At 74.9% G+C, this 23,711-nt stretch carries 25 protein-coding genes; 13 read left to right on the plus strand and 12 right to left on the minus strand.

The features are described from left to right. Positions 1-16 precede the first annotated feature (16 nt). From O2W18_RS04025 to dapD, 3 genes are all read right to left on the minus strand, one after another. Complete coding sequence (locus tag O2W18_RS04025) at positions 17-1,567, minus strand: zinc-ribbon domain-containing protein (RefSeq protein WP_269186274.1); 1,551 nt, start codon at positions 1,565-1,567, stop codon at positions 17-19. A gap of 74 nt (positions 1,568-1,641) precedes the next feature. Continuing rightward, entirely contained in the window at positions 1,642-2,418 is a 777-nt protein-coding gene (locus O2W18_RS04030) for a hypothetical protein (protein ID WP_269186275.1), read from the minus strand. Positions 2,419-2,687: 269 nt separating this feature from the next. Next, a complete protein-coding gene (dapD, locus tag O2W18_RS04035) occupies positions 2,688-3,671 on the minus strand; it encodes a 2,3,4,5-tetrahydropyridine-2,6-dicarboxylate N-succinyltransferase (protein ID WP_269186276.1) in 984 nt (327 codons plus the stop codon). A gap of 136 nt (positions 3,672-3,807) precedes the next feature. Here dapD and dapE point away from each other — a divergent pair, with 136 nt between their 5' ends. Genes dapE through O2W18_RS04055 form a run of 4 tightly spaced genes read left to right on the plus strand, consistent with a single transcriptional unit; the run spans position 3,808 to position 6,626 of the window. Next, complete coding sequence (gene dapE, locus O2W18_RS04040) at positions 3,808-4,938, plus strand: succinyl-diaminopimelate desuccinylase (protein WP_269186277.1); 1,131 nt, start codon at positions 3,808-3,810, stop codon at positions 4,936-4,938. Beyond that, the gene (locus O2W18_RS04045; protein WP_269186278.1) at positions 4,935-5,765 is read left to right on the plus strand and encodes a TIGR00730 family Rossman fold protein; all 831 of its coding nucleotides are present in this window, start codon (positions 4,935-4,937) and stop codon (positions 5,763-5,765) included. Before dapE ends, O2W18_RS04045 begins: the two co-directional genes overlap by 4 nt. 2 nt (positions 5,766-5,767) lie before the next feature. Next, entirely contained in the window at positions 5,768-6,169 is a 402-nt protein-coding gene (locus O2W18_RS04050; protein ID WP_269186279.1) for a DivIVA domain-containing protein, read from the plus strand. Further along, positions 6,162-6,626, plus strand: a complete 465-nt coding sequence (locus O2W18_RS04055) for an SRPBCC family protein (protein WP_269186280.1) — start codon at positions 6,162-6,164, stop codon at positions 6,624-6,626. The genes O2W18_RS04050 and O2W18_RS04055 overlap by 8 nt, the downstream gene beginning before the upstream one ends. On the opposite strand, the gene O2W18_RS04060 is transcribed toward O2W18_RS04055, so the two are convergent. The 4 genes from O2W18_RS04060 to O2W18_RS04075 form a co-directional block, all read right to left on the minus strand. Then, complete coding sequence (locus tag O2W18_RS04060; protein WP_269186281.1) at positions 6,602-7,351, minus strand: cytochrome c oxidase assembly protein; 750 nt, start codon at positions 7,349-7,351, stop codon at positions 6,602-6,604. The two genes, O2W18_RS04055 and O2W18_RS04060, sit on opposite strands and share 25 nt — an antisense overlap. Further along, positions 7,348-7,812, minus strand: coding sequence for a DUF2243 domain-containing protein (locus O2W18_RS04065; protein WP_269186282.1), 465 nt, complete (start codon positions 7,810-7,812; stop codon positions 7,348-7,350). Before O2W18_RS04065 ends, O2W18_RS04060 begins: the two co-directional genes overlap by 4 nt. Before the next feature lie 97 nt (positions 7,813-7,909). Further along, entirely contained in the window at positions 7,910-8,596 is a 687-nt protein-coding gene (locus tag O2W18_RS04070) for a class F sortase (protein ID WP_269186283.1), read from the minus strand. Positions 8,597-8,603: 7 nt separating this feature from the next. Further along, positions 8,604-9,266 (minus strand): DUF4142 domain-containing protein, encoded by a 663-nt coding sequence (locus O2W18_RS04075; RefSeq protein WP_269186284.1) that lies wholly within the window; start codon positions 9,264-9,266, stop codon positions 8,604-8,606. 243 nt (positions 9,267-9,509) lie between these two features. On the opposite strand from O2W18_RS04075, the gene O2W18_RS04080 reads away from it, so the two are divergent. The 9 genes from O2W18_RS04080 (at position 9,510) to O2W18_RS04120 (ending at position 17,550) form a co-directional block, all read left to right on the plus strand. Continuing rightward, the gene (locus O2W18_RS04080) at positions 9,510-10,418 is read left to right on the plus strand and encodes a DMT family transporter (protein ID WP_269186285.1); all 909 of its coding nucleotides are present in this window, start codon (positions 9,510-9,512) and stop codon (positions 10,416-10,418) included. Then, positions 10,415-11,008, plus strand: coding sequence for a DNA-3-methyladenine glycosylase I (locus O2W18_RS04085; protein WP_269186286.1), 594 nt, complete (start codon positions 10,415-10,417; stop codon positions 11,006-11,008). The genes O2W18_RS04080 and O2W18_RS04085 overlap by 4 nt, the downstream gene beginning before the upstream one ends. Positions 11,009-11,124: 116 nt before the next feature. Beyond that, entirely contained in the window at positions 11,125-11,292 is a 168-nt protein-coding gene (locus O2W18_RS04090) for a DUF3117 domain-containing protein (RefSeq protein WP_064972432.1), read from the plus strand. Positions 11,293-11,441: 149 nt separating this feature from the next. Continuing rightward, a complete protein-coding gene (locus tag O2W18_RS04095; protein ID WP_269186287.1) occupies positions 11,442-12,914 on the plus strand; it encodes a leucyl aminopeptidase family protein in 1,473 nt (490 codons plus the stop codon). A gap of 85 nt (positions 12,915-12,999) precedes the next feature. Beyond that, a complete protein-coding gene (locus O2W18_RS04100; RefSeq protein WP_269173977.1) occupies positions 13,000-13,167 on the plus strand; it encodes an antitoxin in 168 nt (55 codons plus the stop codon). 72 nt (positions 13,168-13,239) lie between these two features. Next, positions 13,240-14,688 carry a hypothetical protein gene (locus tag O2W18_RS04105; protein WP_269186288.1) on the plus strand — a complete coding sequence of 483 codons (1,449 nt, stop codon included), beginning with the start codon at positions 13,240-13,242 and terminating at the stop codon, positions 14,686-14,688. A 190-nt stretch (positions 14,689-14,878) separates the two neighbouring features. Then, on the plus strand, positions 14,879-15,805 hold the full coding sequence (locus tag O2W18_RS04110) for an ABC transporter ATP-binding protein (protein ID WP_269186289.1): 927 nt from the start codon (positions 14,879-14,881) through the stop codon (positions 15,803-15,805). Then, positions 15,802-16,680 (plus strand): ABC transporter permease, encoded by an 879-nt coding sequence (locus O2W18_RS04115; RefSeq protein ID WP_269186290.1) that lies wholly within the window; start codon positions 15,802-15,804, stop codon positions 16,678-16,680. Before O2W18_RS04110 ends, O2W18_RS04115 begins: the two co-directional genes overlap by 4 nt. A 117-nt stretch (positions 16,681-16,797) precedes the next feature. Then, complete coding sequence (locus O2W18_RS04120) at positions 16,798-17,550, plus strand: CPBP family intramembrane glutamic endopeptidase (protein WP_269186291.1); 753 nt, start codon at positions 16,798-16,800, stop codon at positions 17,548-17,550. 7 nt (positions 17,551-17,557) lie between these two features. On the opposite strand, the gene O2W18_RS04125 is transcribed toward O2W18_RS04120, so the two are convergent. From O2W18_RS04125 to O2W18_RS04145, 5 genes are all read right to left on the minus strand, one after another. Beyond that, the gene (locus O2W18_RS04125) at positions 17,558-19,087 is read right to left on the minus strand and encodes a phytoene desaturase family protein (protein WP_269186292.1); all 1,530 of its coding nucleotides are present in this window, start codon (positions 19,085-19,087) and stop codon (positions 17,558-17,560) included. A gap of 46 nt (positions 19,088-19,133) precedes the next feature. Continuing rightward, the gene (locus tag O2W18_RS04130; protein ID WP_269186293.1) at positions 19,134-20,018 is read right to left on the minus strand and encodes a polysaccharide deacetylase family protein; all 885 of its coding nucleotides are present in this window, start codon (positions 20,016-20,018) and stop codon (positions 19,134-19,136) included. Between the two features lie 175 nt (positions 20,019-20,193). Then, on the minus strand, positions 20,194-21,720 hold the full coding sequence (locus O2W18_RS04135) for a DUF2252 domain-containing protein (RefSeq protein WP_269186294.1): 1,527 nt from the start codon (positions 21,718-21,720) through the stop codon (positions 20,194-20,196). A 54-nt stretch (positions 21,721-21,774) separates the two neighbouring features. After that, the gene (locus O2W18_RS04140; protein WP_269186295.1) at positions 21,775-22,794 is read right to left on the minus strand and encodes an ABC transporter permease subunit; all 1,020 of its coding nucleotides are present in this window, start codon (positions 22,792-22,794) and stop codon (positions 21,775-21,777) included. Beyond that, positions 22,791-23,705, minus strand: coding sequence for an ABC transporter ATP-binding protein (locus O2W18_RS04145; protein WP_269186296.1), 915 nt, complete (start codon positions 23,703-23,705; stop codon positions 22,791-22,793). Before O2W18_RS04145 ends, O2W18_RS04140 begins: the two co-directional genes overlap by 4 nt. Between the last annotated feature and the right edge of the window lie 6 nt (positions 23,706-23,711).

Here is a 23,711-nt window from a genome sequence, read left to right on the forward strand (position 1 = left end):
GGAGAGCAGGGACCGGTCACGGTGTCGTCTCGGGACGGGGCGCGCGCCGCTTCTCCGCTCCCCGCCGATGGCCGCAGGGGCGACACCCACGCGCAGGCCGACGGTGCACGTCATGTGGTGTCGCCACCCAGAGTCCACCGCAGTAGCGACACGTCCACGTGCACCTGTCGGTGCTGTTGGGCTTGAGGTCGGTCAGGCTCTGCCCCGGGTTCGTCTGGTCGCTGACGAAGTACGCGATCAGTTCCGGGTGCGCGTCCGCGAAGCTGCGTCCCGCTCGCGGCATGGCGGCACGGATCGCTCCCCGCCGACTGGAACAGGGCGGGCACCCGGTTCCGAGCGCCGTACGGTTGGCGACTCTGGCCTCCCAGAGGTGCCCGCAGTCAGGGCACTGCCAGAGGACTCGATCATCTCCGGCGGGTGCCAGGTCGGTCGGCGTCGCGCCCGGCCGCGAGATGGTGCGGACGAACTGCGACGAGATGTCTGGGTGCTCGCTGGCCAGGCTCCGGCGGGGATGGCCAGCCCGCAACACCCGCCAGCGCGCATCTGCTCGGATCAACGCAGCAACGCGTGCGCTTTCGGGCAGCTCGTCCGCCAACGTGAGGGATCTGGACCCCGTGAGAGTCCGGACCACGGCCGTTGCCCACGTGTCCGGTTGGTCCACGGGACCGTCGAACAACACCTGCTGCGCTTCAGTGGCGCGTGTCGTGGGGAGCCGGCCGAGAGCTGCCGGTCGGATGCGCACGTACGGCCTGCCAGCCAGTCGTTCGAGCTTCTTCGCGTCGCGGGTGATCGCCACCGGTCCGGAGTGCCATCGGGGCGGGTCGAGGTCCACGAGGAGATCGACGTCGTCGATGAGCAGGTCGACGAGCTCGTCCGACGCGCGATCGGCACGCGGGAGTCGCGCACCCACGGTGACAGCGGACCCGGTCGCGACGCTGACGAGTTCGGCGACCTCGAACTCGAGTCGACTGGTCCAGAGACCTGCCAGGCAGGTGGGGCACTGGGTCGCGTACTTGACACGCTGGCGAGTGCTCGCCTCCCAGTGATGACCTCGACTGCAGCGCCACCGCACGCGGTCATGGGACCCGCTCGGGGTGGTGCTGGCGTCGCGGTCCGGCCGGCTGATGTTGGTCACGAACTCGGCGGCCGCATCTGGGCGTGCAGCCGACAGCGCCGGCGTCCTGGCGGTCCGCGCTCGGGCCAGCAGCCTGCCCCTCTGCCGTGCGCACGCCGGGCATCCAGACCTGCGCGTGGTCCTGTTGGCGACCGATGTCACCCACTCACCTGAGCAGTCCGGACACCGCCACCGGCAGCGGGCGCCGCTTCCGGCCGTCAGGTCCACCGGGCGGCTTCCCGAGGGCGCACCATCGACGACGTCGACGAACTGAGCAGCCACCTCTGGGTGCGTCACCGCGAGTCCCAGCGAGCGCGCGCGGAGCCGGCGGCAGTCCAGACCCCACCGCCGCGCGACGAGCCGGACCATCGAACCGCTGCGGTCGTAGAGCCTGCCCACCTCATCTGGCGTGAGCCCGGAAGCCAGCAGACGCGCGAGCTCGTCAGGGGTCATCTGGCGCCATTCCTGCGGCCGGCCGCGGGACTCACTCACATCGCGACAGTGGCAGTCCCTTCTGACAGTTCCGTCTACACGAGGCGCAGCTGGAGCGGCAGCTCGAAGGTGCTCGGGGTGCTCTCCCAGCCCACCTCCGGGGTCCAGCGCCAGCCGTCCATCGTCACCTCGGTCAGCCCGAACCGCTCGGCGTGCGTCACCGCCCAGGTGGCCTCCGGCCAGCCGGCGTCGGCGATCGTCACGGTGCCGTCGGTCTCGACCGTGGGAGCACCGGCCTCCCGCCGGGCGGCCTCGGTGACCAGCGCCGTCCGCTCGGCAACGGGGGCCGGTTCTGCAGCTGACGTGTAGCTGCACGACAGCTGGCCCGGCTGATCGGAGAGCAGAGCCGGAGCCAGGGACTCCGCCATCGCGGTCCACTGTCGGTAGGCGAGCGGGAAGGCGCTGCGCTGAACAGCGTCTGCCACGGTCGTCAGGTCTCCGGTCTCCCAGCCGGGCACCTTCACCAGGCCGTCGAAGAACTTGCCGGCCGAGTAGACCGGGTCCTGCACCTGGGCCTCGCTGCCCCAGCCCTGGGAGGGCCGCTGCTGGAAGAGGCCGAGGGAGTCGCGGTCGCCGTAGTCGAGGTTGCGCAGCCGGGACTCCTGCTGGGCGGTCGCCAGCGCGATCACGGTGGCCCGCGGAGGCAGCCCGCGGGAGCGGGCCACCGCGGCGATCGTCGCGGCGTTGGCGGCCTGCTCGGTGGTGACGGTGACGTCCGAACCGGGCACGGTGCACCCGGCGGCCACCGACGGCGCGCCCTCCTCCTCGCGCCAGAGCAGGGCGACGGCGGCGATCAGGACGGCGACGACCACCAGCGGCCACAGGCCGCCCGCACGGGACGTGCGTGCGGTCCTGCGGGCCGGGGGGCGAGCCGCCGGCCGGCCCGCGCGGGCCGGTGGCCGGCTCGACGGGCGACCCGCCGGGCGAGGTGCCCGGGCCGGGGGCCGTCGGCTCGCGACCGGGCTGCTGACCATCGCGCCGATGGTAGGTCGCCGCGCTGGGAGTCAGCTGGACGTCGGTGGCCTGCGCGGCGGTCGTGTCCGGTGGGGAGGACGAGCCCGATGAGCCGGTCGCGCCCGCGTCAGTTGGCGTGCAGTGCGGCGTTGAGCGCGCCCCAGTCGCCGTCGCGGGGCAGGGCCTCGAGCGCGCCGCTGAGGGAGTTGCGGCGGAACAGCAGGCCGCTGCGCCCGGAGAGCTCGCCGCCCTTGATCGACGTCCCGTCGGGGAGGAGCACCTTCGACCCGGCGGTCACGTAGCAGCCGGCCTCGACCACGCAGCCGTCGCCGAGGGAGATGCCGATGCCGGCGTTGGCGCCGAGCAGGCAGCCCTTGCCGATCGAGATGACCTGCTTGCCGCCGCCGGAGAGCGTGCCCATGATCGAGGCGCCGCCACCGATGTCGGAGTCGGCGTCCACGACGACCCCGGCGCTGATCCGGCCCTCCACCATCGACGGGCCCAGCGTGCCGGCGTTGAAGTTGACGAAGCCCTCGTGCATGACCGTGGTGCCCTCGGCGAGGTGGGCCCCGAGCCGGACCCGGTCGGCGTCGGCGATCCGCACACCCGAGGGGACGACGTAGTCGACCATCCGCGGGAACTTGTCGACCCCGAAGACGGTCAGGTGCCCGCCGTCGGACCGCAGCCGGGCGCGCGCCGCGTTCAGCTCGGTGGCGAGCACCGGGCCGGCGCTGGTCCAGGCCACGTTGGCCAGCAGCCCGAAGACGCCGTCCATGTTGACCCCGTGCGGCCGCACCAGCCGGGCGGACAGCAGGTGCAGGCGCAGGTAGACGTCATGGGCGTCGACCGGCGGGGCGGAGAGGTCGGCGATGGTCGTGGAGACGGCGACCGACTGCACGCCGCGGGCATCGTCGGTGCGCACCAGCCCGGAGAAGTCCGGTCCGAGCAGGCCCTCCAGCTCCAGCACCCCGATCTGCTGGGTGCCGCTCTCGCCCTGGTCGGCACCGCTGAGCGCCGGCGAGGGGAACCAGGTGTCCAGCACCGTCCCGTCGGTGGTGAGGGTGGCGATGCCGACGCCGTTCGCGCCGGTGGTCTCTGCTGCGGTCGTCACGGGCAGTCAGGCTACCCAGGGCGCCGCGGCCTGGCCTGGCTGCAGGGCTGCGCCGCCTGGCCTGGCTGCCGGGGCGGGTGCGGGCGTCGGCGAGGGGCGGGGGGAGCCGGGGCCTCCCTCACTAGGCTCGGCGGTCGTGAGCCCCGCCGAGCAGCCGCTGCCCCCGCTCGACCTGAGCGCCGACGTCCTCACCCTGACCCGGGCACTGGTCGACGCGCCCTCGGTGTCCGGCAGCGAGGGGGCGCTGGCCGACGCCGTCGAGGCGGCGCTGCGCGGGCTCGGTGGGCTGGAGGTGGAGCGGATCGGCGACTCGGTGCTGGCCCGGACGAACCTGGACCGGGACACCCGGATCGTGCTCGCCGGGCACCTGGACACGGTGCCGATCGCCGACAACGTGCCCAGCCGGCTCGAGGTCGTCGACGGTGAGGACCGGCTCTACGGCTGCGGCACCAGCGACATGAAGGCCGGTGACGCGGTCATGCTGCGGCTCGCCGGGATGTTCGGCGTCCCCGGGGCGCAGCCGGCCCGCGACCTCACGTTCGTCTTCTACGACAACGAGGAGGTCGAGGCGGTCCGCAACGGGCTGGGCCGGGTGGCCCGCGAGCGCCGCGGCTGGCTGTACGGCGACCTGGCGGTGCTGCTCGAGCCCACGGACGGGGTGGTCGAGGGCGGCTGCCAGGGCACGCTGCGCGTCGTCCTCACCGTGTCGGGCACCCGCGCGCACAGTGCCCGGTCCTGGCTGGGCGTCAACGCCGTGCACGGTGCCGCCGGCATCCTCGCCACCCTGGCCGCCCACCGGTCCCGCGAGGTGGAGATCGACGGGCTGCTGTACCGCGAGGGGCTCAACGCCGTGCGGATCGAGGGCGGGGTGGCCGGGAACGTCGTCCCCGACGAGTGCCGGGTGACCGTGAACTTCCGGTTCGCCCCTGACCGGGACGAGGACCAGGCCCTGGCGTACGTGCGGGAGGTCTTCGCCGATGCGCTGGCCGCCGGGGTCACCCTGGAGCTCACCGACAGCTCCGGCGGCGCGCTGCCGGGTCTGTCGGAGCCGGCCGCGGCAGCGTTCGTCGCCGCGGTCGGGCAGCCGGCCCGGGCGAAGCTGGGCTGGACCGACGTGGCCCGCTTCGCCGCCTTCGGCATCCCGGCGGTGAACTACGGCCCCGGTGACCCGAACCTGGCCCACACGGTCGACGAGCACGTCCGGGTCGACCGGTTGCAGCCGGCCGAGGACGCCCTGATCGCCTACCTGAGCGGGAGTGACGCATGAGCCAGACCGACGACGGCGGACGACGGCGGCCGATCCGGCACCGCGGGCCGATCACGTTGCGCGGCGGCGAGCCCGACCCGCAGATGGCCGGGACGACGACCGACCAGCGCCTGCTGGACCGGCGCGGCAGCAGCGACTGGGTGCACACCGACCCGTGGCGCGTGCTGCGGATCCAGGCCGAGTTCGTGGAGGGCTTCGGGCTGCTGGCCGATCTGCCGCGGGCGGTCAGCGTCTTCGGCAGCGCCCGCACGCCGCGGGACTCCGAGTACTACGCCACCGGGGAGCAGTTGGGTGCGGCGCTGGCCGAGGCCGGCTACGCGGTGATCACCGGCGGCGGGCCGGGCGCGATGGAGGCGGCGAACAAGGGCGCCTGCGACGCGGGTGGCACGTCGGTCGGGCTGGGCATCGAGCTGCCGTTCGAGCAGGAGCTCAACGAGTGGGTCGACGTCGGCGTGCTGTTCCGCTACTTCTTCGTGCGCAAGACGATGTTCGTCAAGTACGCCCAGGCCTTCGTGATCCTGCCCGGCGGCTTCGGCACCCTCGACGAGCTGTTCGAGGCGCTCACCCTGGTGCAGACCGGCAAGGTGACCCGCTTCCCGGTGATCCTGTTCGGCAGCGAGTACTGGGCCGGGCTGGTCGACTGGATCCGGCAGACGATGGTGGCCCAGGGGACGGTGAGCCCGGGGGACCTCGACCTGCTGCACGTCACCGACGACGTCGCCGAGGCGGTCGCCATCATCCAGGCCGCGGACGCCACCCGCGCCGAGCACGAGTCGGAGCCGCCCGCCGGGGAGGCGGTCCCCGACCCCGCCCCGGTCGACGACTGAGCATGGCCGGTCTCGTCTTCGTCATCGGCCTGCTGCTGGTCGGCGGGCTGCTGTTCCTCGGCGCCTCGCTGCTGCTCGGCCGGGGCGAGACCCAGCCGCCCGCCGAGCCGGAGCGCTCTCCGGTGCAGTTGCCCGAGGGCCGGGCGGTGGTCGCCGACGACGTCCGGGCACTGCGGATCTCGGTGACCGTGCGCGGCTACCGGATGACCGAGGTCGACTGGCTGCTGGACCAGCTGGCCTCGGTGCTGGACGACCGGGACGCCGAGATCGCGGCCCTGCGCGCGCAGCTGCCGGCGGCGCACCCGCAGGACGACCAGCGCGACACTGACCCCGGGGGCGTGCCCGTCCCCGGGGACGGCCTCCGTGCCGGACCTGACGACGACGAGAGGCGGACCGGTGCCTGAACTGGTGGAGCAGATCGAGGTGGACGCGCCACCCGAGCAGGTCTGGGCGGCGCTGGTCGACTGGGACCGGCAGGGCGAGTGGATGCTGCTCACCGACGTGCGGGCCGGCGCCCGGGACGGGCAGGGGGTGGGTGGCGAGCTCGCGGCCACCACCGGCGTCCGGCTGCCGGGGGTCGGACGCAGGGTGGGCGTGCTGGACACCATGCTGATCACCGGCTGGGAGCCGCCCCGCCGGGTCGACGTGCGGCACACCGGCCGGGTGGTGCGCGGCACCGGCACCTTCGAGGTGCGGCCCCGGGACGGCGGCGGGTCGACGTTCGTGTGGACCGAGGGGCTGGATCTCCCGCTGGGGGCGCTCGGCCGGGCCGGGTGGCCGCTGGTGCGTCCGGTGATGGCCGCCGGGGTGCGGCTGTCGCTGCGCCGGTTCGCCGGCTACGCCCGCGCCCACGGGCGCTGACCGGCCATCTGCTCAGCGTCCCGGACCGCCGCCCGGCTGCGGTACCACTGACGCCACAGCAGCGCGGCGACGACCACGTGCACCACGGTGCCCCCGTCGTAGAGGAGGCGCGCGCCGGCCTCGGCGTGCGTCACGCCCGCCGGCGGGTGGGCGTAGAGCCACTTGGCGAGCACGTCGTGCCCGGCCATGCCGGCCCCAAGGGCCACGGCACGGGGGACGACGCCGCGCCGGTGCGGCGCCGGGTCCACCGCGAGGACGGCGGCCGTGGCCAGCCAGCCGGTCACCAGCACGTGCAGCGAGACGAGCAGGTGCCAGCCCGGGGAGTGCGCGACGGTGCCGAGCAGCCCGCCGACGTGCAGCACCCACAGTCCCCCGACGTTGAGCGCGACGGCGACGAACGGGTCACCGAGCACCCGGGCCGGGGCCGTGCGGAGCAGCCGGCTCACGGTCCGGGCCCGGTGCACCGGCAGCGCGCGCAGCAGCAGGGTGACGGGGGCGGCCAGCACCAGCAGCAGCGGCGCCACCATCCCCGCCAGCAGGTGGGCGGCCAGGTGCGCCCGCAGGTCGCCGTGCGCCGCGGCCAGCGGGCCGGTCAACCCGGCCGCCGCGACGGCGAGCCCGGCCAGCCAGCTCACCGTGCGCAGCGGCGACCAGCGCAGGTCGACCGCGGCCAGCACGTAGAGCACCGCCGCGAGTGCCAGGACGGCGAGGACGACGCTGCTCACCGGTCGGCCGCCGGGGTCCGTCCGCGGGCCAGCAGCGCGAGACCGGCGGCGAGCAGGAGCACGCCGGCGCCGATCCAGGCGATGTCGTAGCCGAGCAGGTCGACGCCGTAGCGCACCTGGTGAACCCGCAGCACCTTGTGGTCGACGACCCCGTCGAAGACCTGGAACGCACCGGCCCCGGTGAGCACCGCGCCCCACCAGGTGCGGGGTGCGAAGGTGCCCCTCCGGCGGAGGTCGGCCAGCAGCGCCAGCCCGGCGACCGTCACCGACCAGGTGGTGGCGTGCAGCAGCCCGTCGGAGACCAGCGCCGCGTCGCCGCCGGCGCGGTCGTAGAAGTGGTGCCAGTGCAGCAGCTGGTGGAAGACGATCTCGTCGAGCGCGCCCATCGCGCCGACGCCGAGGAGCAGGCCGGAAAGCAGCAGCCGGCGGCGGTCGGGGGAGGCAGCGGCGGGGTCGGTCACGGTGCTCCCTCGGCGGACGGGGCGGTTGCCTCCCGCTTCCCGGTCGCCCCGGCCGGGAAACGCCCGCCTCTCCCGCGCCCGCCGAGTGCGCACCGGCCTACCCGAGGGGGGCTGCGGTGACCACGACGTTGTCGGCGTAGTTGCCGGTCCGCTCGTCGAAGGCGCCGCCGCAGGTGATCAGCGCCAGTTGCGGCGGCCCGTCGAGGCGGAACAGCTCCGCCGGCAGCGCCGACTTGGGGAACGACGTCCGGGAGGTCACCGCGAAGCGGTGCACGCCGCCGGCCGCGTCGGTCACCTCCACCGGGTCCCCCTCGTGCAGGGACAGCAGCGTCTCCAGCGGCCCGGCGCCGTGGACGGCGGAGTCGACGTGCCCGGCGATGACCGCCGTGCCGGCCGGGTCGCCGGGGACGGCGCCGGCGGCGTACCAGCCGAGCACGGTGGGCCGCTCCGGGAGCTGCAGCGCACCGGAGTCCAGCGTCCCGACCGGCACCAGCGGGACCGGGTCCGGTGTCGCGGGCAGGGAGACGGTGACCGGCGCGGGAACGGACGGCGGCACCACCGCGGGCGCCGGCAGTACCGGCGGCGGCAGCACCGACGGCGTCGCTGCGGGCGGCGTCGGTGCGGAGGGGGGGCTCGCCGGGGACGGCGGTGCCGCCGCCACCGGCGAGCCGATGTCCGGGGCGTCGGCCCGGGGCGTCGCGAACGTCGTCGCGAGCCCCGAGCCGACCAGCACCGCCCCCGCGGCGACCAGCACGACCAGGTGCTGGCGGCGCAGGGTCCTCACGTGGGGCTCAGGCGGCCGTCTGGCGGCGGCGGACCAGTCCGACCGTCCCGCCGAGCACCGCGAGCGCCCCGACCCCGACGAGCCCGACGCCGAGCGCACCGGCCCCGCCATCTGCCGCCTGCCCGCCGGTGCCGCCGGGCACGGACGTCGGGACACCGAACTCGCCGGCGAGTGCGCGCAGCCGCTCCAGGTGTCCCTGGATGACGGGGAGCGCGGTCCGGGCCAGCTCGACCACCTGCGGGTCCGTACCCGTGGCGATCTCCTGCTGCGTCGCAGCGGCGGAGTTCACGTGACCGGTGATCTGTGCGGCGATCCAGGCGGAGTCGAACGCGCGGCCCGACTGCTCCTGGACGCGGGCCAGCGCTGCCTGCTGTGCCGCGGTCGGCTCGGCGGGCAGTTCGACGCCGAACTCCTCCGCGGCCTGGGTGAGGGACTGGTCGAGCGTGCTGTGGTCGGCGACGAGGACGGCGCCGAGGTCGCGGACCTCCTGGGTGGTGGCCGACTGCTGGGCGGCCTCACCGGCAGCGATCTCGGCGAGGTTGCTCTGGTGGGCCGACTGCATCCACGTGACGTCCTGGTCCGACGGTGCGGCCAGAGCCGGCGTGGCGGCCAGGGCGACGAGGCCGGCCACGGCGACGGGGACCAGGGCGAGGCGGGAGGGCATGCGCATGCGGAAACTCCGATGTCAGAGGATCGTGCCTCAGCGCCTGTGCTCAGCTCCGCGGCTGTGGCCGCCGGTACCCGGATCGACCGGTCTCACGCCATCGAGTTGTGACGGGTCTTCTCCCCTCGACGTGTCCGCAGGTCAGCGTGTCGTCCGTGGCCGCGGTCCCGCGCCGGGTGGTGACCGGCGCGAGACCGTCGGACCGGGCGGCCATGATGACCCGGTGCGGACGGCAGCAGGGGGACGAGGGTGAGTCGGCGGGGCTGGGTGCTCTTCGTGGCGATGTCGCTGATCTGGGGCCTGCCGTACCTGCTGATCAAGGTGGCGGTCGAGGACTTCTCCCCGGTCGTCGTGGTCTTCCTGCGCTGCGCGATCGGCGCGGCCCTGCTCCTGCCGTGGACCCTGGCCCGGGGGCACCTGGGCACCGCGCTGCGCCGGCACTGGCGGGCCCTCCTGCTCTTCACCGTCCTGGAGATGACCGGCCCCTGGCTGCTGCTGCCGTGGGCCGAGCAGTCGCTGTCCAGCTCGCTGACCGGGCTGCTCGTGGCGGCGGTGCCCTTCGTGGCCGCGGTGGCGGCCCTGCTCGCCGGCGACGAGGACCGGCTGTCCAGGGTGCGGGTCCTCGGGATGGTGGTCGGGGTGGTGGGCATCGCCGCGCTGCTGGGTCTGGACGTCGGCGGGGCCCAGCTCAGCGCGATCGGGGCGGTCGCCCTCGTGGTGGTCGGCTACGCCGTCGCCCCGATCGTGATCAGCCACCGGCTGCCCGACGTGCCGGGCGTGACGGCGGCGTCCTTCGCGCTGCTGTTCACCGCGCTGGTCTACGCGCCGTTCGCGGTGCCCCAGCTCGGTGACGCCGTCGACGCCCCGCCCCGGGCCTGGGTCGCGCTCCTGGCCCTCGGCACGGTCTGCACCGCGCTGGCCCTGGCGCTGTTCTTCGCGCTGATCCGGGAGGCCGGGCCGCAGCGGGCGCTGGTGATCACCTTCGTCAACCCGGCGGTCGCCGTGCTGCTGGGCGTCCTCGTGCTCGACGAGCCGTTCACCCTCGGCCTGGCGCTCGGGCTCCCGCTGGTGCTGGCCGGCTGCGTGCTGGCCACCCGGCGCAGCCCCGTCCGCACCGCGCGGTCGGAGTTCGACGACCTCGACACGGCCGTCCCGTGACCGCCCAGACGCCGGCCCCGGTGGAGCGCTCCGTGGTCGGCAGATGTGGCTGGGCGACGAGCGCCCCCGAGTACGTCCGGTACCACGACGAGGAGTGGGGGGTGCCGCTGCACGGCGACGACGCGCTGTTCGAGCGGCTCACCCTGGAGGCCTTCCAGTCGGGCCTGTCCTGGATCACGATCCTGCGCAAGCGCCCCGCCTTCCGGGCCGCGTTCGCCGGCTTCTCGATCCCGGCGGTGGCCGCCTTCACCGACGACGACGTCGAGCGGCTGATGGCCGATGCGGCGATCGTCCGCAACCGCGCCAAGGTGACCGCCGCGCTGCGAAACGCCCGGGCTGCACTCGACCTGCCGGAGGGTCTGTCGGCCCTGCTGTGGTCGTTCGCGCCGCCGCCGGGACGTCCCCGGCCGGAGACCCTCGCCGACGTCCCGGCCACCAGCCCGGAGTCGGTTGCACTGGCCAAGGAGCTGAAGCGGCGGGGGTTCTCCTTCGTCGGACCGACCACCTCCTACGCCCTGATGCAGGCCACCGGGATGGTCGACGACCATGTCGCGACGTGCTTCCGGGCGGGGGTCACGTACCCGGACTGAGGGGTCCGGGTTGGTCGATGGCCGGTGATACGGGATCATGGACCGCACAGCTCTGCAGGAACAGTTGCCACACCACGGTCCAGCCGGGCCGTGGGTGGCCGGTGAAGGAGGCACGCATGGCGGCCATGAAGCCGCGTACGGGTGAAGGTCCCCTCGAGGTCACCAAGGAGGGCCGCGGCCTGGTCATGCGCGTCCCGCTGGAGGGTGGTGGCCGGCTGGTCGTCGAGCTGTCCCCCGACGAGGCGAGCGCCCTCTCCGAGGCCCTGAAGGGCGCGATCAGCTGAACACCGACGCGAGTCTGCCCCCGGGCAGCCCCGCGACCGACGACGCGGCCCCGGCCGCCGGCACCACGCCGGCGACCGGGGCCGCGCCGTTCCCGCGGGTCGAGGTCGTCCCGGCGCTGCCGGACCTGGGTTCCGACGACGTCCTGGCCGTGCCGGTGGGTGCCCAGGGCTCCCTCCCGGACTGGCTCACCGCGGCTGACCATCCGCCGGTCGACACGGAGTTCCTCACCGCGGCGCTGGCCGACACCGGCAACGGCGGCAAGCCCGGCGGGATCACCAACGTGCCGCTGGCCGGCCGGCGCCCGCGCAGCGTGGTCGCCGTCGGGGTGGGCGACGCGACCCTGCCGCACCTGCGCTCCTACGTGTCGGTCGCCGTCCGGCGGGCGCAGACGCTCGCCGAGTCCGGCGCCCGCCGGCTCGTGCTGCCGCTGGACACCGGCGTCGCCCCGGCCGGTGCCGACGAGGTGCGCACCGCCGTCGAGACGGCGCTGCTGGCCGGCTACCGCTTCCGGAACACCTCGACCCCGCACCCGCCCCGGCTCGCCGAGGTGCTCGTGGTGGCCGCCGGTGCGGACCACCCAGCGGTGGCCGCCGGTGAGCTCGCCGGCCGGGTCGCCGCCGAGTCGGTGGCCTGGGCCCGCGACCTGGTCAACACCCCCAGCAGCACCAAGAACCCGCCCTGGTTGGCCGAGCAGGCCCAGCGGCGGCTGGGTGCCCTTCCCGGCGTGACCGTGACCGTGCTCGGGCCCGACGAGCTGCGGGCGGGGCGCTTCGGTGGCGTGCTCGCCGTCGGCGGGGGATCGGCCTCCCCGCCGCAGGTGGTCGTCGCCACCTACCGGCCACACGGGGCGGGCCCGGCCCACCCGGTGCTGGTCGGCAAGGGCATCACCTTCGACACCGGCGGCATCTCGATCAAGACCAACCCGGGCATGCGGGAGATGAAGACCGACATGGCCGGCGCCGCCGCGGTCCTCGGAGCCGTCGACGCCGCGGCCCGGCTGGAGCTGCCCGGGGCCGTCACCGCCGTCGTCGCGCTCTGCGAGAACGCCGTCTCCGGGGCCGCCTACCGGCCGGCCGACGTCGTGCGGCACGTGGACGGGCGCACCACCGAGGTGCGCAACACCGACGCCGAGGGCCGGCTGGTGCTCGCCGACGCGCTGGCGCACGCCCGGCTGGTGCTGGGGGCCACCGTGCTGGTCGACGTCGCCACCCTCACCGGGGCGATGAAGACGGCGCTGGGTGCCCGCACCGCCGGGCTGTACGCGACGGTCGACGGGCTGGCCGACGCGCTGCTCACCGCGGGCGGCCATGCCGGCGAGGCGTTCTGGCGGATGCCGCTGACCGAGGAGCACGTCGGGCACCTGCGCGCGCAGCTGGACTCGGAGGTGGCCGATGCGAACAACGCCCCGGGCAACCCGGGCTCGACCACGGCGGCGCTGTTCCTGCAGCCCTTCGCCGGGGGCCTGCCGTGGGCGCACCTGGACATCGCCGGCCCGGCGCGCGCCGGCAGCGACGACGCCGAGGTGGTCAAGGGCGGCTCGGGGTTCGCCGTCCGCACGCTGCTGCGCTGGCTGGAGGCGGGCGCGCCGGCCGACCTGCCGGAACCGGTGGTGCGCGACTGAGCGGTTGCCGGCACCGGTCGGCGGGCATCCCGGGGGCGAGCCGCGCCGTCGGTGCGGCCGGATCGCAGGGGGAACACCCGTGAGCATGATGGACAAGGCCAAGGGCGCACTGAACAGCGACAAGGGCGAGAAGGCCAGCGACTCGGCGCTGGACAAGGGCGAGCAGTTCGCCGACAAGAAGACCGGTGGCACCCACGACGCGCAGATCGACAAGGGCCGGGACGCCGCCGACGGCAAGATCGGCAACCAGTAGTCGAGGTGGTCGGCGGCTGGGGCACGGGAGCCTCGGCCGCCGTCGTCGGGCCGGGTCGGGCAGGATCGGCCCGTGACCGAGGATCAGCGCGGAGTCGTCTTCCCGGCCGGGCCCGACGGCCGGCGCAGCACCGCCACGCTCGGCCGGGCGGTCGTCGCCGACGCGCTGCGGCCGGTCGACCCGACGGGGGCGCGGGCCGCTGAGCAGGAGACCAACTGGCGGGCCGGCTACCTGACGCACCTGCGCCGCACGGTGGAGGCGGGGCTGAGCTCCCGGGCCGCAGCCCTGCAGATCGCCGGTGCCGGACTGGACTCGCTGCACGCCCGGATGCGGGTGGCCGGCCCGGATGGCGAGACCGACGTCGGCGCGCTGCAGACCGCGCCGCCGGCCCGCCCGCTGCGCACCGTGGAGCTGGCCGGGGAGGCCGAGCCCGAGCGTGAGCTGTCGCTGCCGTACCGCGGCACCCGGCTGCGCGGGGACGACCTGCACCGCCGGCTGGTCGCCTGGGTCGACGCCGGGGTGATCGAGCCGAGCTGCGCCGACGCGGTGCGCACCGTCGCCGACCACCCCGAGTGGCTGGCCCTGCCCGACCACACGGTCGCGGTGCTGGGGGCCGGCGCGGAGATGGGGCCGCTGACGGCGCTGCTGCGCTGGGGCGCCCGGGTCGCCGCCGTCGACCTGCCGCGGCCGCAGTTGTGGGAGCGGGTCCACGAGACCGCCCGGCGCGGCGCGGGCACGCTGCTCACGCCGGTCGGGGTGGACGACGCAGCCGGCGCCGACCTGATCACCGAGGTGCCCGCGGTCGCCGACTGGCTCGCCGCCCTCCCGCGGTCCCCGGTGCTGGGCAACTACGTCTACGCCGACGGCGCGACCAACGTCCGCGTCTCGACGGCCGTCGACGCGCTCACCCGGCGGCTGACCGGCGCGCGCCCTGACCTGGCGCTCGCCTTCCTCGCCACCCCGACCGACGTCTTCGCGGTGCCCGGCGAGGCCGTCGACTTCTCCGTCGCCGCGTACGCCTCCCGGCCACGGACGGCGAAGCTGGTGGGCCGGCCGCTGCGCACGCTGTCGGCCGGACGGTTGCTGCGCCGGGCGTACGTGCCGGGCAGCGACCCGGGCATCGCCGACAGCCTCGTGCCGCAGCAGGGGCCGAACTACGCCCTGGCCAAGCGGCTGCAGCGCTGGCGTGCCGCGGTGGCCCGGGAGGCGGGCAGCACCGTGTCGATGAACGTCGCCCCGCCCACCCGCACCCGCTCGGTGGTCAAGAACCGGGCCCTGGCCGCCGCCTACGCCGGTGCGCACCGCTTCGGGGTGGAGGTGTTCGAGCCGGCGACGTCGAACGTGCTGATGGCGGCGCTGCTGGTGCACGACCTGCACACCGGCGGGGGCCCCGCGCAGCAGCACCCCTGGCAGGACGAGGCGCACGCCGCCGCACACGGCGGCCTGTGGCGCACCCCGTACGCCCCGCGCAGCGCGCTGGGGCTGGCGGCGGTGCTGGGCCTGGGCGCCGCACGCAGCTGACACTCCTGCCGGGGTGAACTCGGCCCGTGGGGCGGGCGTCCGCAGCGGTTCCGCTCAGGGGCTGCTCAGGGACGCAGGTCAGGGGCGCTTCAGGGTCGGTTCAGGGCGCTCCCCGATGTTCCTGGGACGGCTCCGCCGACAGGCTCGTCGGCATGGACACCACCTCTTGCGCCCACCTCGGGGGGACGCTGTGATCGTCGCCCGGGGACTCATCAAGACCTACGGCCCCAAGACCGCTGTCGACCACCTGAGCTTCACCGTCGAGCCCGGCCGGGTGACCGGCTTCCTCGGCCCCAACGGGGCCGGCAAGTCCACCACGATGCGGATGATCCTGGGCCTGGACCGGCCCACGTCCGGCCGCGTCACCGTGAACGGCCGGTCCTACGCCGCCTCGCCGGCGCCGCTGCGCGAGGTCGGTGCGCTGCTGGAGGCCCGGGCCCTGCACCCGGGCCGCAGCGCGCGTGACCACCTGCGCTGGCTGGCCGCCAGCAACGGGATCCCGCGCACCCGGATCGACGAGGTGCTCGACCTGGTCGGCCTGGACGCCGTCGCCGACCAGCGGGTGGGCCGCTTCTCCCTCGGCATGGGACAGCGGCTGGGCATCGCGGTGGCGCTGCTCGGCGACCCGCCGGTCGTCGTCCTGGACGAGCCGGTCAACGGGCTGGACCCGGAGGGCATCCGCTGGGTCCGCACCCTCGCCCGGGAGCTCGCCGGGCAGGGGCGCACCGTGCTGGTCTCCAGCCACCTGATGTCGGAGATGGCGCTCACCGCCGACCACCTGATCGTCGTCGGCCGCGGGCGGATGCTCGCCGACTGCTCGATGGCCGACTTCATCACCGACCACGCGTCCTCCTACGTCCGGGTCCGCAGCCCGCGGATGGGCGACGCCGAGGCGATGCTCCGCAACAACGGCCTGGACGTCGACCGGGTCGACGACGAGCTGCGGGTGCGGGGCCGGAACGCCGCCGAGATCGGTGAGCTGGTCGGCGGGGCCGGCCTGCACATCCACGAGCTGTCCCTCGTCCAGTCCTCGCTGGAGGACGCGTTCATGACCCTGACCGCCGACAGCGTCGAGTACGCCACTCACTCGACCGAGACCGCAGGAGCCGTCCGATGAGCACCACGACCGCGAACGCCGCCCCGGCCCGGCCCGGTACCGGCGCCTCGCCCGCCCCCGACGTCGTCTCCCTCGACCCGAACCGGCACGTGCCCGGTGTCCGGCGCCCCGGCTTCGCCCAGGTGCTGCACGCGGAGTGGGTCAAGTTCTGGACCGTCCGCTCCACCCGCTGGTCGCTGGGGCTGCTGTTCGCACTCGGCGCCGGCCTGACGACGCTGGTCTGCTGGGCGGCAGCCGCCGACCTGGCCGCGGGCGACACCGGGGAGGTGCCTGCGGCCTTCCTCACCTGGGGCCTGCTCTTCTCCCAGCTCACCGCGCTCGCGCTGGGCACGCTGGTGGTCACCAGCGAGTACGGCACCGGCATGATCCGGGCCACCGTCACCGCGGTGCCGCGCCGCGGCCGGGTGGTGGCGGCCAAGGCCGTGGTGCTCGCCGGCGTGCTCTTCGTCGCCGGCGTGGTCACCGCGGTGGCCGGCTACTTCGGCGGCAACTGGTTCCTGGAGCGGGAGGGCGTCGGCATGGCGCTCTCGGACGACGGCGTGATGCGCGCCCTGCTCGGCAACGGGCTCTACCTCGCCGGGCTCGGGCTGTTCGCCCTGGCCACCGGGCTGCTGATCCGGCACACCGCCGCGGCCGTGACCGTCGGCATGGCGCTGGTGCTGGTGGTCGGCAACGTCGCCTACGCCCTGCCCGGCACCTGGGGGGAGTGGGTGGCCAAGCTGCTGCCGGGCAACGCCGGCGGGTCGGTCGCCCAGGTCGCTCCCTTCAACGGCGGGGCGGTGCTGGCGCCGTGGACCGGCTTCGGGGTCTTCGTCGCCGAGGTGGCCGCCCTGATGCTGGTGGCGGTCCTGGTCTTCCGCCGTCGCGACGCCTGACCAGAGCCGGTCCGTCCCTCGACTCCTCCCTCACCCCGACCGGTGAGGGAGGAGTCGCTGCGTGTCCGGACGGCAGGGCCTGGACGGCGACGCGAGGGGCGCGGGAGGCTGCCGGCCGTGCGGCTGCGTGTGCTCGACCTCGCCCGCCGACGGCCGCTGCCCCTCGCCGCCGCGGTCACGGTGCTCTGGCACCTGGTGCTGTTCGCCGTCGAGGACCTGCTGCCGCCGTTGCAGCCGGGGTGGTTCCCCGACCTCGGCGCGGCGGTGGTGAACGTCGTGCTCGCCGCGCACACGCTCGCGCTGATCGGCTGGCTGGGCTGGTGGCGCGAGACGGGGCTGGCCTGGCGGTGGCCGGACCGCTCGTGGTGGCTGCTCCTGCCGTTGCTGGCCGAGGGGCTGCTGCACCTCGTCGACGGGCTCACCGGTTCGGCGACGGTGCTGGCCAGCGCCGCGGTGACCATGCTGGCGGTCGGGCTGGCCGAGGAGTCGCTCAGCCGGGGGCTGGTGCAGCGGCTGCTGAGGCCGTTGGGCCTGGCCCGGACGGCGGTGCTGGTGGGCGTGCTGTTCGGCCTCGGGCACGCGATGAGCGGGCTGTGGTTCGGGCGGCCGGTCGACGAGATCGCCTTCCAGGTGCTGAACACCGCCGCCTTCGGGTTCTGCCTGGCTGCGCTGCGCTGGCACGTGGGCACCATCTGGCCATTGGTCGGGCTGCACGCGCTGGTGGACTTCACCAGCATCAACAGCCCCGGTGCGCTGCCCGACGTCGTCCAGGTCTCGATCATCGTGCTGCTGATCGCCTACGGCTGGTGGTTGCTGCGGCTGCTCGACCGGCGACCGGAACGGGCCCGGGCCCCGGCCTCCACCGGCTGACCGGTGCTCAGGCCGGGCCGATGAGCCCGGCGACGATCTCGGCGGAGAGGGTGACCAGCGGCAGCCCGCCGCCGGGGTGCGCCGAGCCGCCGACCAGGAACAGTCCGGGCACCCCTGCCGCGTTGGCCGGCCGCAGGAAGGCCGCCCGGGCCCCGTTGCTGGACGTGCCGTAGATCGAGCCGCCCGGGCTGGCGGTCTCCCGCTCCAGGTCGGCCGGGGTGCGCACGACCCGCCAGCGGACCCGGTCGCGCACGTCCAGGCCGCGGGCGGCCATCGTCGCCAGCACCTGGTCGGCGTAGCGGTCGGCCAGCCCGGGGGCGGCCCAGTCGACGCCGGTGCCCGGCTCGTGCCCTGGTTCGTGGCGGGGCGCGTTGACCAGCACGAACCACGACTCGCTGTCGGCGTCGGGTCGGGTGGCCGGGTCATCCGGGGCGCTCACGTAGACCGTCGGGTCGACCACCGGCCGGCTCGGGCCGCCTCGTCCGAACAGCGCGTCGAACTCGGCGTCGTAGTCGGAGGGGAACAGCACGGTGTGGTGGGCCAGCCCGGGCGTGCGGCCCCGCAGCGCCAGGAGCAGCACGAACCCCGACGAAGACGGGGTGACCCGCTGGAGCGCGGCCCGGGCCCGCTGGACCGGTGCCTCGCGTGGGAGCAGCCGACCGTAGAGGCTGGCCGCGTCGGCGTTGCAGACGACGACGTCGGCCGGCAGCACCTCGCCGTCGGCCAGCCGCACCCCGGCCGCCCGGCCACCGGCCACCAGCACCTCGGTCACCGCGGTGCCGGTGCGCAGGACCGCTCCTCGTTCCACGGCGCGTGCGGCCACCGCCTCGGGCAGCCGGCGCAGCCCACCGGGCACGTACCAGGACCCGAACTCCTGCTCGGCGTAGGGAACGGTGAGCAGCGCGGCGGGTGCCCGCCGGGGGTCCGAGCCGGAGTAGGTCGCGTACCGGTCCAGCAGCATCCGCAGCCGCGGGTCGGTCAGGTAGCGGCGGCCCAGGCCGCGCAGCGTCCGACCGGGGGCGACCGTGCGCAGGTCGGCGGTGTTCCGGGCCAGCCTGGCCAGGGTGGCCGCGCCGGCCAGCGGGGTGCGCAGGAACGGCTGCTCGGTGGCCCGCCACATCGCCTCCGCCCGGGTCAGCAGCGCTGCCCACTGCGCGCCGCTGCCGGGGCCGAGGTCGGCGTCGAGCCGGGCCGGGACGTCGTCGCGGTGGCCGGGCATCGCCGTCGTCGTCCCGTCGGCGAACCGGTAGGCGACCGCCGGGTCCAGGCGCTGCAACGGCAGCACCTGCGACAGCGGGGCACCGGTGGCGGCGAAGAGGTCCTCGAGCACCTGCGGCAGGGTGACCAGGCTCGGGCCGGTGTCGAAGCCGTGGCCGTCGCGGGCGTACCAGCCGAGCTTGCCCCCGACCTGCGGCGCCTGCTCCAGCACGGTCACCGCGTGTCCGGCCGCGGCCAGCCGGGCGGCGGCGGCGAGACCCCCGAGCCCGGCGCCGACGACGACGACCCGGGCCACGTCGCCACGGTAGCCGTTGGTCACGCAGCGCTGTGTCGGTCGCCGCGAGGCCGCGCTCAGCGACCAACGGTCAGAAGTCGGACTCCAGGCGGGCCAGCAGGGCGGCGGAGTCCCAGGTGGGCGGCGGCATGATCCGGCGGATGGTGAGCAACGGCTGCGCCGGGTCGGTGGCGTCGGCGAGCTGGAACGCGGCCCGGTAGCCCGCGGCGGCGACGTGCGGCAGCGTCTCCTGGTCCCACATCCCGTGCGGATAGGCGAGCAGGTCGACCGGGTGACCGAGGACGTCGGCCAGGGTCTGGCGGGGCTGGTCCACCTGTTCGGCCCACTGGTCGCCGGAGATGCGGTCCATCCGCTGGTGGTCCCAGCTGTGCGCGCCGATCGTCATGCCCGCCGCGTCCAGCTCCCGCAGCTGGTCGCTGCTGAGCCAGTCCGGCTTGTCCAGCACCACGGTCATCGGGAAGAACGCCGCCGGGAAGCCGAACTGCTGGAGCACCGGCAGGGCCGCGGTGGCGTGCGTGGCCGATCCGTCGTCGAAGGTCAGCAGGACCGGCCGGTCGGGGAGTGCGGCGCCGAACTGCAGGTGGTCGACGAGCGCCGGGGCGGTGACCGGGGTGTACCCGCCGTCGCGCAGCGCCTGGAACTGGGCGGTGAGCGCGGCCGGAGGCGTGGTGATCGTGCGGGCGTAGGCGCTGTCGTCGGCGCGGAACTCGCGGATCTGGTGGAAGCAGAGCACCGGGACCGTCGACCGGGCGAGGATCTCGGCCAGGGTCCCCGGGGTGGGTGCCGGTTCCTCGGTCGGGCTCGGGGCCGCGCTCGACGTCTCGGCTGCGGAGGTCGTGGCTGCGGACGTCGAGGGTGCGGACGTCGTGGGTGCCGCCACCCGGTCGCTGCCGGACCGGCTGCACCCGGCGAGGAGGAGGGCGCCGCCGGCGGCGAGGAAGTCACGTCTGCGCACGGACCTCACCGTGGTGCACCAGGGGGCGCGGGTGCAAACCACCGGCGTGGCGCCGCCGGGCGCGCCGCCGCCGGGTCGAGCCGCCCCACCGACCGTGGAGCCGGGCCGCAGCCCGGCCCCACGGTCGGCCCCGCGGCTCAGGGTCGGCTGGGTCGAGGGCCGACGCCCGGCCCCGTCAGCGGTAGACGACGTCCACGCTGCGGAAGGCGCCCAGGGCGTGGTCGGCGACGAAGTACTCGTGGTCCCGGCGGACCCGCTCGGTGGCCTCCTCGGCGAAGCGCAGGACGTCGTCGACGAACAGGTCCCGCCCGCCGATCGCCTCCAGGATCGCCGGCTCGACGTCGTAGTCGACGTTGCCGGTCTCGTCCGACATCGCGTGCGTGTGCGCCAGCACCCGGCCGCAGATGTCCGCGTACTCCTTCCACTCGTCGGTCGACAGGGAGCCGAGGCTGATGTCGTCGCGGAACGGTGCCCGCTCGCGCACCATGAAGCTCTGGCCGTCGATGTCGACGCTGCCGTAGAAGACGTCACCGCTGACCAGGTGGACCCGCTGCGCGTGCCGGATCCGGTCACCCTGCTTGTCGACCTCGTAGCCCGAGGGCGGCACCAGCCCGGCCAGCGCCGAGCGGCGGGCGCGCTTGAACTCCAGCAGCAGGTCGTCGGTGCCGTCGTCGCGCACCCCGGCGATGAGCACGTAGTACCGGGCCAGCCCGAGGGAGGCGGTGCCGGCGCCGCGCCGCTCGGCGACGTCCTTCACCCGCATCCGGCCGGCGCGCTCGGGTACCGGGACCTCGTTCTCGGCGACGTAGCGGTCGACCATCTGCTGGAACTCCTCCCGACGGCTGCTGACCGGCACCAGCTCCTCGTCGGTGCGGAAGCCGCTGCGGGTCTCGTCCAGCAACTCGGCCAGCCAGTCGGCGCGGCTGGTCTCCAGCGTGCTGGCGATCAGCTCGGCGATCAGCGGCGGTGCATTGTCCATCCGGAGCTGCTCGTTCTGCTCCTGGCCGTCGGCGGCATAGGAGGCGATCCCGGCCACGTAGCCGCGCACGAAGCGGCGCGCGATGGCCCGCTGCTTCTTCGGGCCGTGCCCGGACTTCTCGGCCGCACCCAGCATGAACCCGACCGCACCGCGCTTGAGGTCCCAGGTGAAGGGCGCGTAGTAGGCGTCGTCGAAGTCGTTGACGCCGAAGATCGGCACGTTGTCCGAACTGGGCATCACGCCGAAGTTACCGGGGTGGACGTCGCCGAGCGCGAGCACCGTGGGCAGCCGGGCGTCCTCACCCACCAGGTCGCGGTAGAAGAGCAGGTTGGTGCCGCGGAAGAAGTGGAAGACCGAGCCGGCGAGCTTGTCGAACTTCGCCCGCGCCTCCAGGTCGCCGGTCGCGATCCGGGTCTCGTGGTCCTCGCGCACGGTCTCCCGGACGTGCACGCGGCGGTCGTTGCCGGTGAGCATCCGGGGGATGAGCACCATCTCGCCGCGGGCCCGGGCCTCGGCCAGCAGGCGGAAGGCATCGACCCGGGAGTGCACCGGGCGGGAGCCGTCGCCGCGCATGCCGTCAGGGGAGGTGGCGTCGCCGTGGTCGTCCGACGTCAGTGCGTCCAGCAGTTCTTCCTTGCTCATCGAGGAGCGTCCGGGCACCTCCTGCTCACGCGCGCGGCGCAGCAGTTCGGTGCGGGTGGCGGACTCGAGGTCTGTGTCCATGCCCTCCGCCTACCCCGGTCGCCCCCGGTCCTGAAACCCCGGCCGGCTGCACGATCAGTGCAGGTCGCGCCGGGTGAACAGCACGGTGCCCACGGTGAGCACGACGGCGGTGACGACGGAGAGGAAGACGGCGGCCTGGAGGTTGCCCAGCAGGTACTCGGTGGAGACCCCGGTGGCCGGGTCGAAGCCGGTGTAGACGGTGAGTCCGTCCGGCATCACCAGGGCTGCGGCGTTGTCGGTGAGCAGCCAGGGCTGCCAGGCCGGACGCACGGCCCGCACCGCCGTCTCCAGCACCGCGAAGTAGACGAACCCCACCCCGAGCGCCGCGCCGGTGTTGCGCACCAGGTTGGTCAGCCCGAACCCGAGCAGCCCGACCAGGGTGGTGAGCAGCACGCCGCGGCCCCCGGTGGCCAGCAGCTCCGACCAGAACCCGTCGGGCAGTGCAGCGCCGTCGCCGGCGACCGCCTGCCACAGGCCGGCCGTCGCCAGCCACGCAGCTTGCGCCACCACCCCGAGGACGGCGGAGGCGACGGCGACGACGGCGATCTTCGCCCCGAGCACCCGGGGCCGCCGGGTCTCCCAGAACAGCAACGCCACGATCGACCGGGACGACCACTCGGCGCCGACGAACGTGGCGCCGATCAGGAAGGCCAGCACGGCACCGGCGGCGCCGAACGCCACGGCGCCCGCCGTGCCGCCGTCCGCGAGGGAGAAGGGCGCCGGGTCGAGGTACCAGTCGAGGTCCAGGTCGGCGGCGGTGACCGGCGTGCCGCACCACTCCTCGGGGGAGACGTCCGCCGGGACGTCGTCGGAGGCCAGGCACTGCTCCCGGTACGCGTTCGACCGTTCCACCTCCGCCTGCAGCTCCTGCTGGGCCGCGGCGAGCCGCTCGGGGGTCGCGGACGCGAACTGGGTCAGGCCGATGACAGTGGCGGTGACCCAGCCCAGCGCCGCGAGCAGCAGGACCACCTGGATGAACCGGCGGGCCACGAAGCGGTGCGCCTCGGCCCTCAGCAGCCCGCCGAACCGGCCGGCGGGCGCCGTCGGGGGCGCCTCGGTGCGGACGGCGCTCACGCCGGCTCCGCCGTCAGCGCCAGGAACGCGCTCTCCAGGTCGGCCGCCACCGGGGTGAGCTCCTCCAGGTAGTGACCGTGCTGGGCGAGCACCCGGGTGATCTCACCGGGTGCCGGGACGCCGGAGACGACGAGCACGTCGGCGGTCGGGGTGACGGTGAAGCCGGCTGCGGTGAGGACGGCGGCCGCGGCGGCCTGGTCGGGCACCCGGACCCGCACGTCCCCGGAGGAGCGGCCGGACAGCACCTCGTGCACCGGGCCGGAGGCGATGCAGCGGCCCCGGGCCATGATCGAGACCTGGTCGGCGACCTGCTCGATCTCGGCCAGCAGGTGGGAGCTGAGCAGCACGGTGGTCGAGCCGTCGTTGCCCAGCCGGCGGATGAGCTCACGCACGTCCCGGATGCCGGCCGGGTCCAGGCCGTTGCTGGGCTCGTCCAGGATCAGCAGCCGGGGCGACTTGAGCAGCGCAGCGGCGATGCCCAGCCGCTGCTTCATCCCCAGCGAGTAGCCCTTGAACCGGTCATCGGCCCGGTCGCGCAGCTCGACGGTCTCCAGCGCCTCCTCGACCCGGGTCCGCGGCACCCCGGCGGTCTCGGCGAGCAGCCGGAGGTTGCGGCGGCCGGAGAAGCCGGGGAAGAACAGCGGGGTCTCGACCAGCGCACCGACGCTGCCGATCACCTGCGGGAGCCCGTCGGGCACCGGCCGGTCCAGCAGCCGGACGTCGCCGGCGTCGGGGCGGATCAGGCCCAGGAGGACCCGGATCGTCGTCGTCTTGCCCGAGCCGTTCGGGCCGAGGAACCCGTGCACCCCGCCGGACTCGACGACCAGATCCAGGGAGTCCAGGGCCTGCTGCGGCCGCCGACCCCGCCGGGCGTAGCTCTTGGACACCGCGTGCATCTCCACGGCCGGCACGGACGC

Origin of the sequence: Modestobacter sp. VKM Ac-2983 (assembly GCF_026967885.1) — a bacterium.
Taxonomy (GTDB): domain Bacteria; phylum Actinomycetota; class Actinomycetes; order Mycobacteriales; family Geodermatophilaceae; genus Modestobacter.

Excerpts from the sequence above, each read along its gene's own strand:
- O2W18_RS04050 (WP_269186279.1), top strand. The coding sequence starts at position 5,768 with ATGGCCGGTCTCGTCTTCGTCATCGGCCTGCTGCTGGTCGGCGGGCTG.
- O2W18_RS04025 (WP_269186274.1), bottom strand. The coding sequence starts at position 1,567 with ATGACCCCTGACGAGCTCGCGCGTCTGCTGGCTTCCGGGCTCACGCCA.
- O2W18_RS04115 (WP_269186290.1), top strand. The coding sequence starts at position 15,802 with ATGAGCACCACGACCGCGAACGCCGCCCCGGCCCGGCCCGGTACCGGC.
- O2W18_RS04045 (WP_269186278.1), top strand. The coding sequence starts at position 4,935 with ATGAGCCAGACCGACGACGGCGGACGACGGCGGCCGATCCGGCACCGC.
- O2W18_RS04090 (WP_064972432.1), top strand. The coding sequence starts at position 11,125 with ATGGCGGCCATGAAGCCGCGTACGGGTGAAGGTCCCCTCGAGGTCACC.
- O2W18_RS04100 (WP_269173977.1), top strand. The coding sequence starts at position 13,000 with ATGATGGACAAGGCCAAGGGCGCACTGAACAGCGACAAGGGCGAGAAG.
- O2W18_RS04075 (WP_269186284.1), bottom strand. The coding sequence starts at position 9,266 with ATGCGCATGCCCTCCCGCCTCGCCCTGGTCCCCGTCGCCGTGGCCGGC.
- O2W18_RS04135 (WP_269186294.1), bottom strand. The coding sequence starts at position 21,720 with ATGGACACAGACCTCGAGTCCGCCACCCGCACCGAACTGCTGCGCCGC.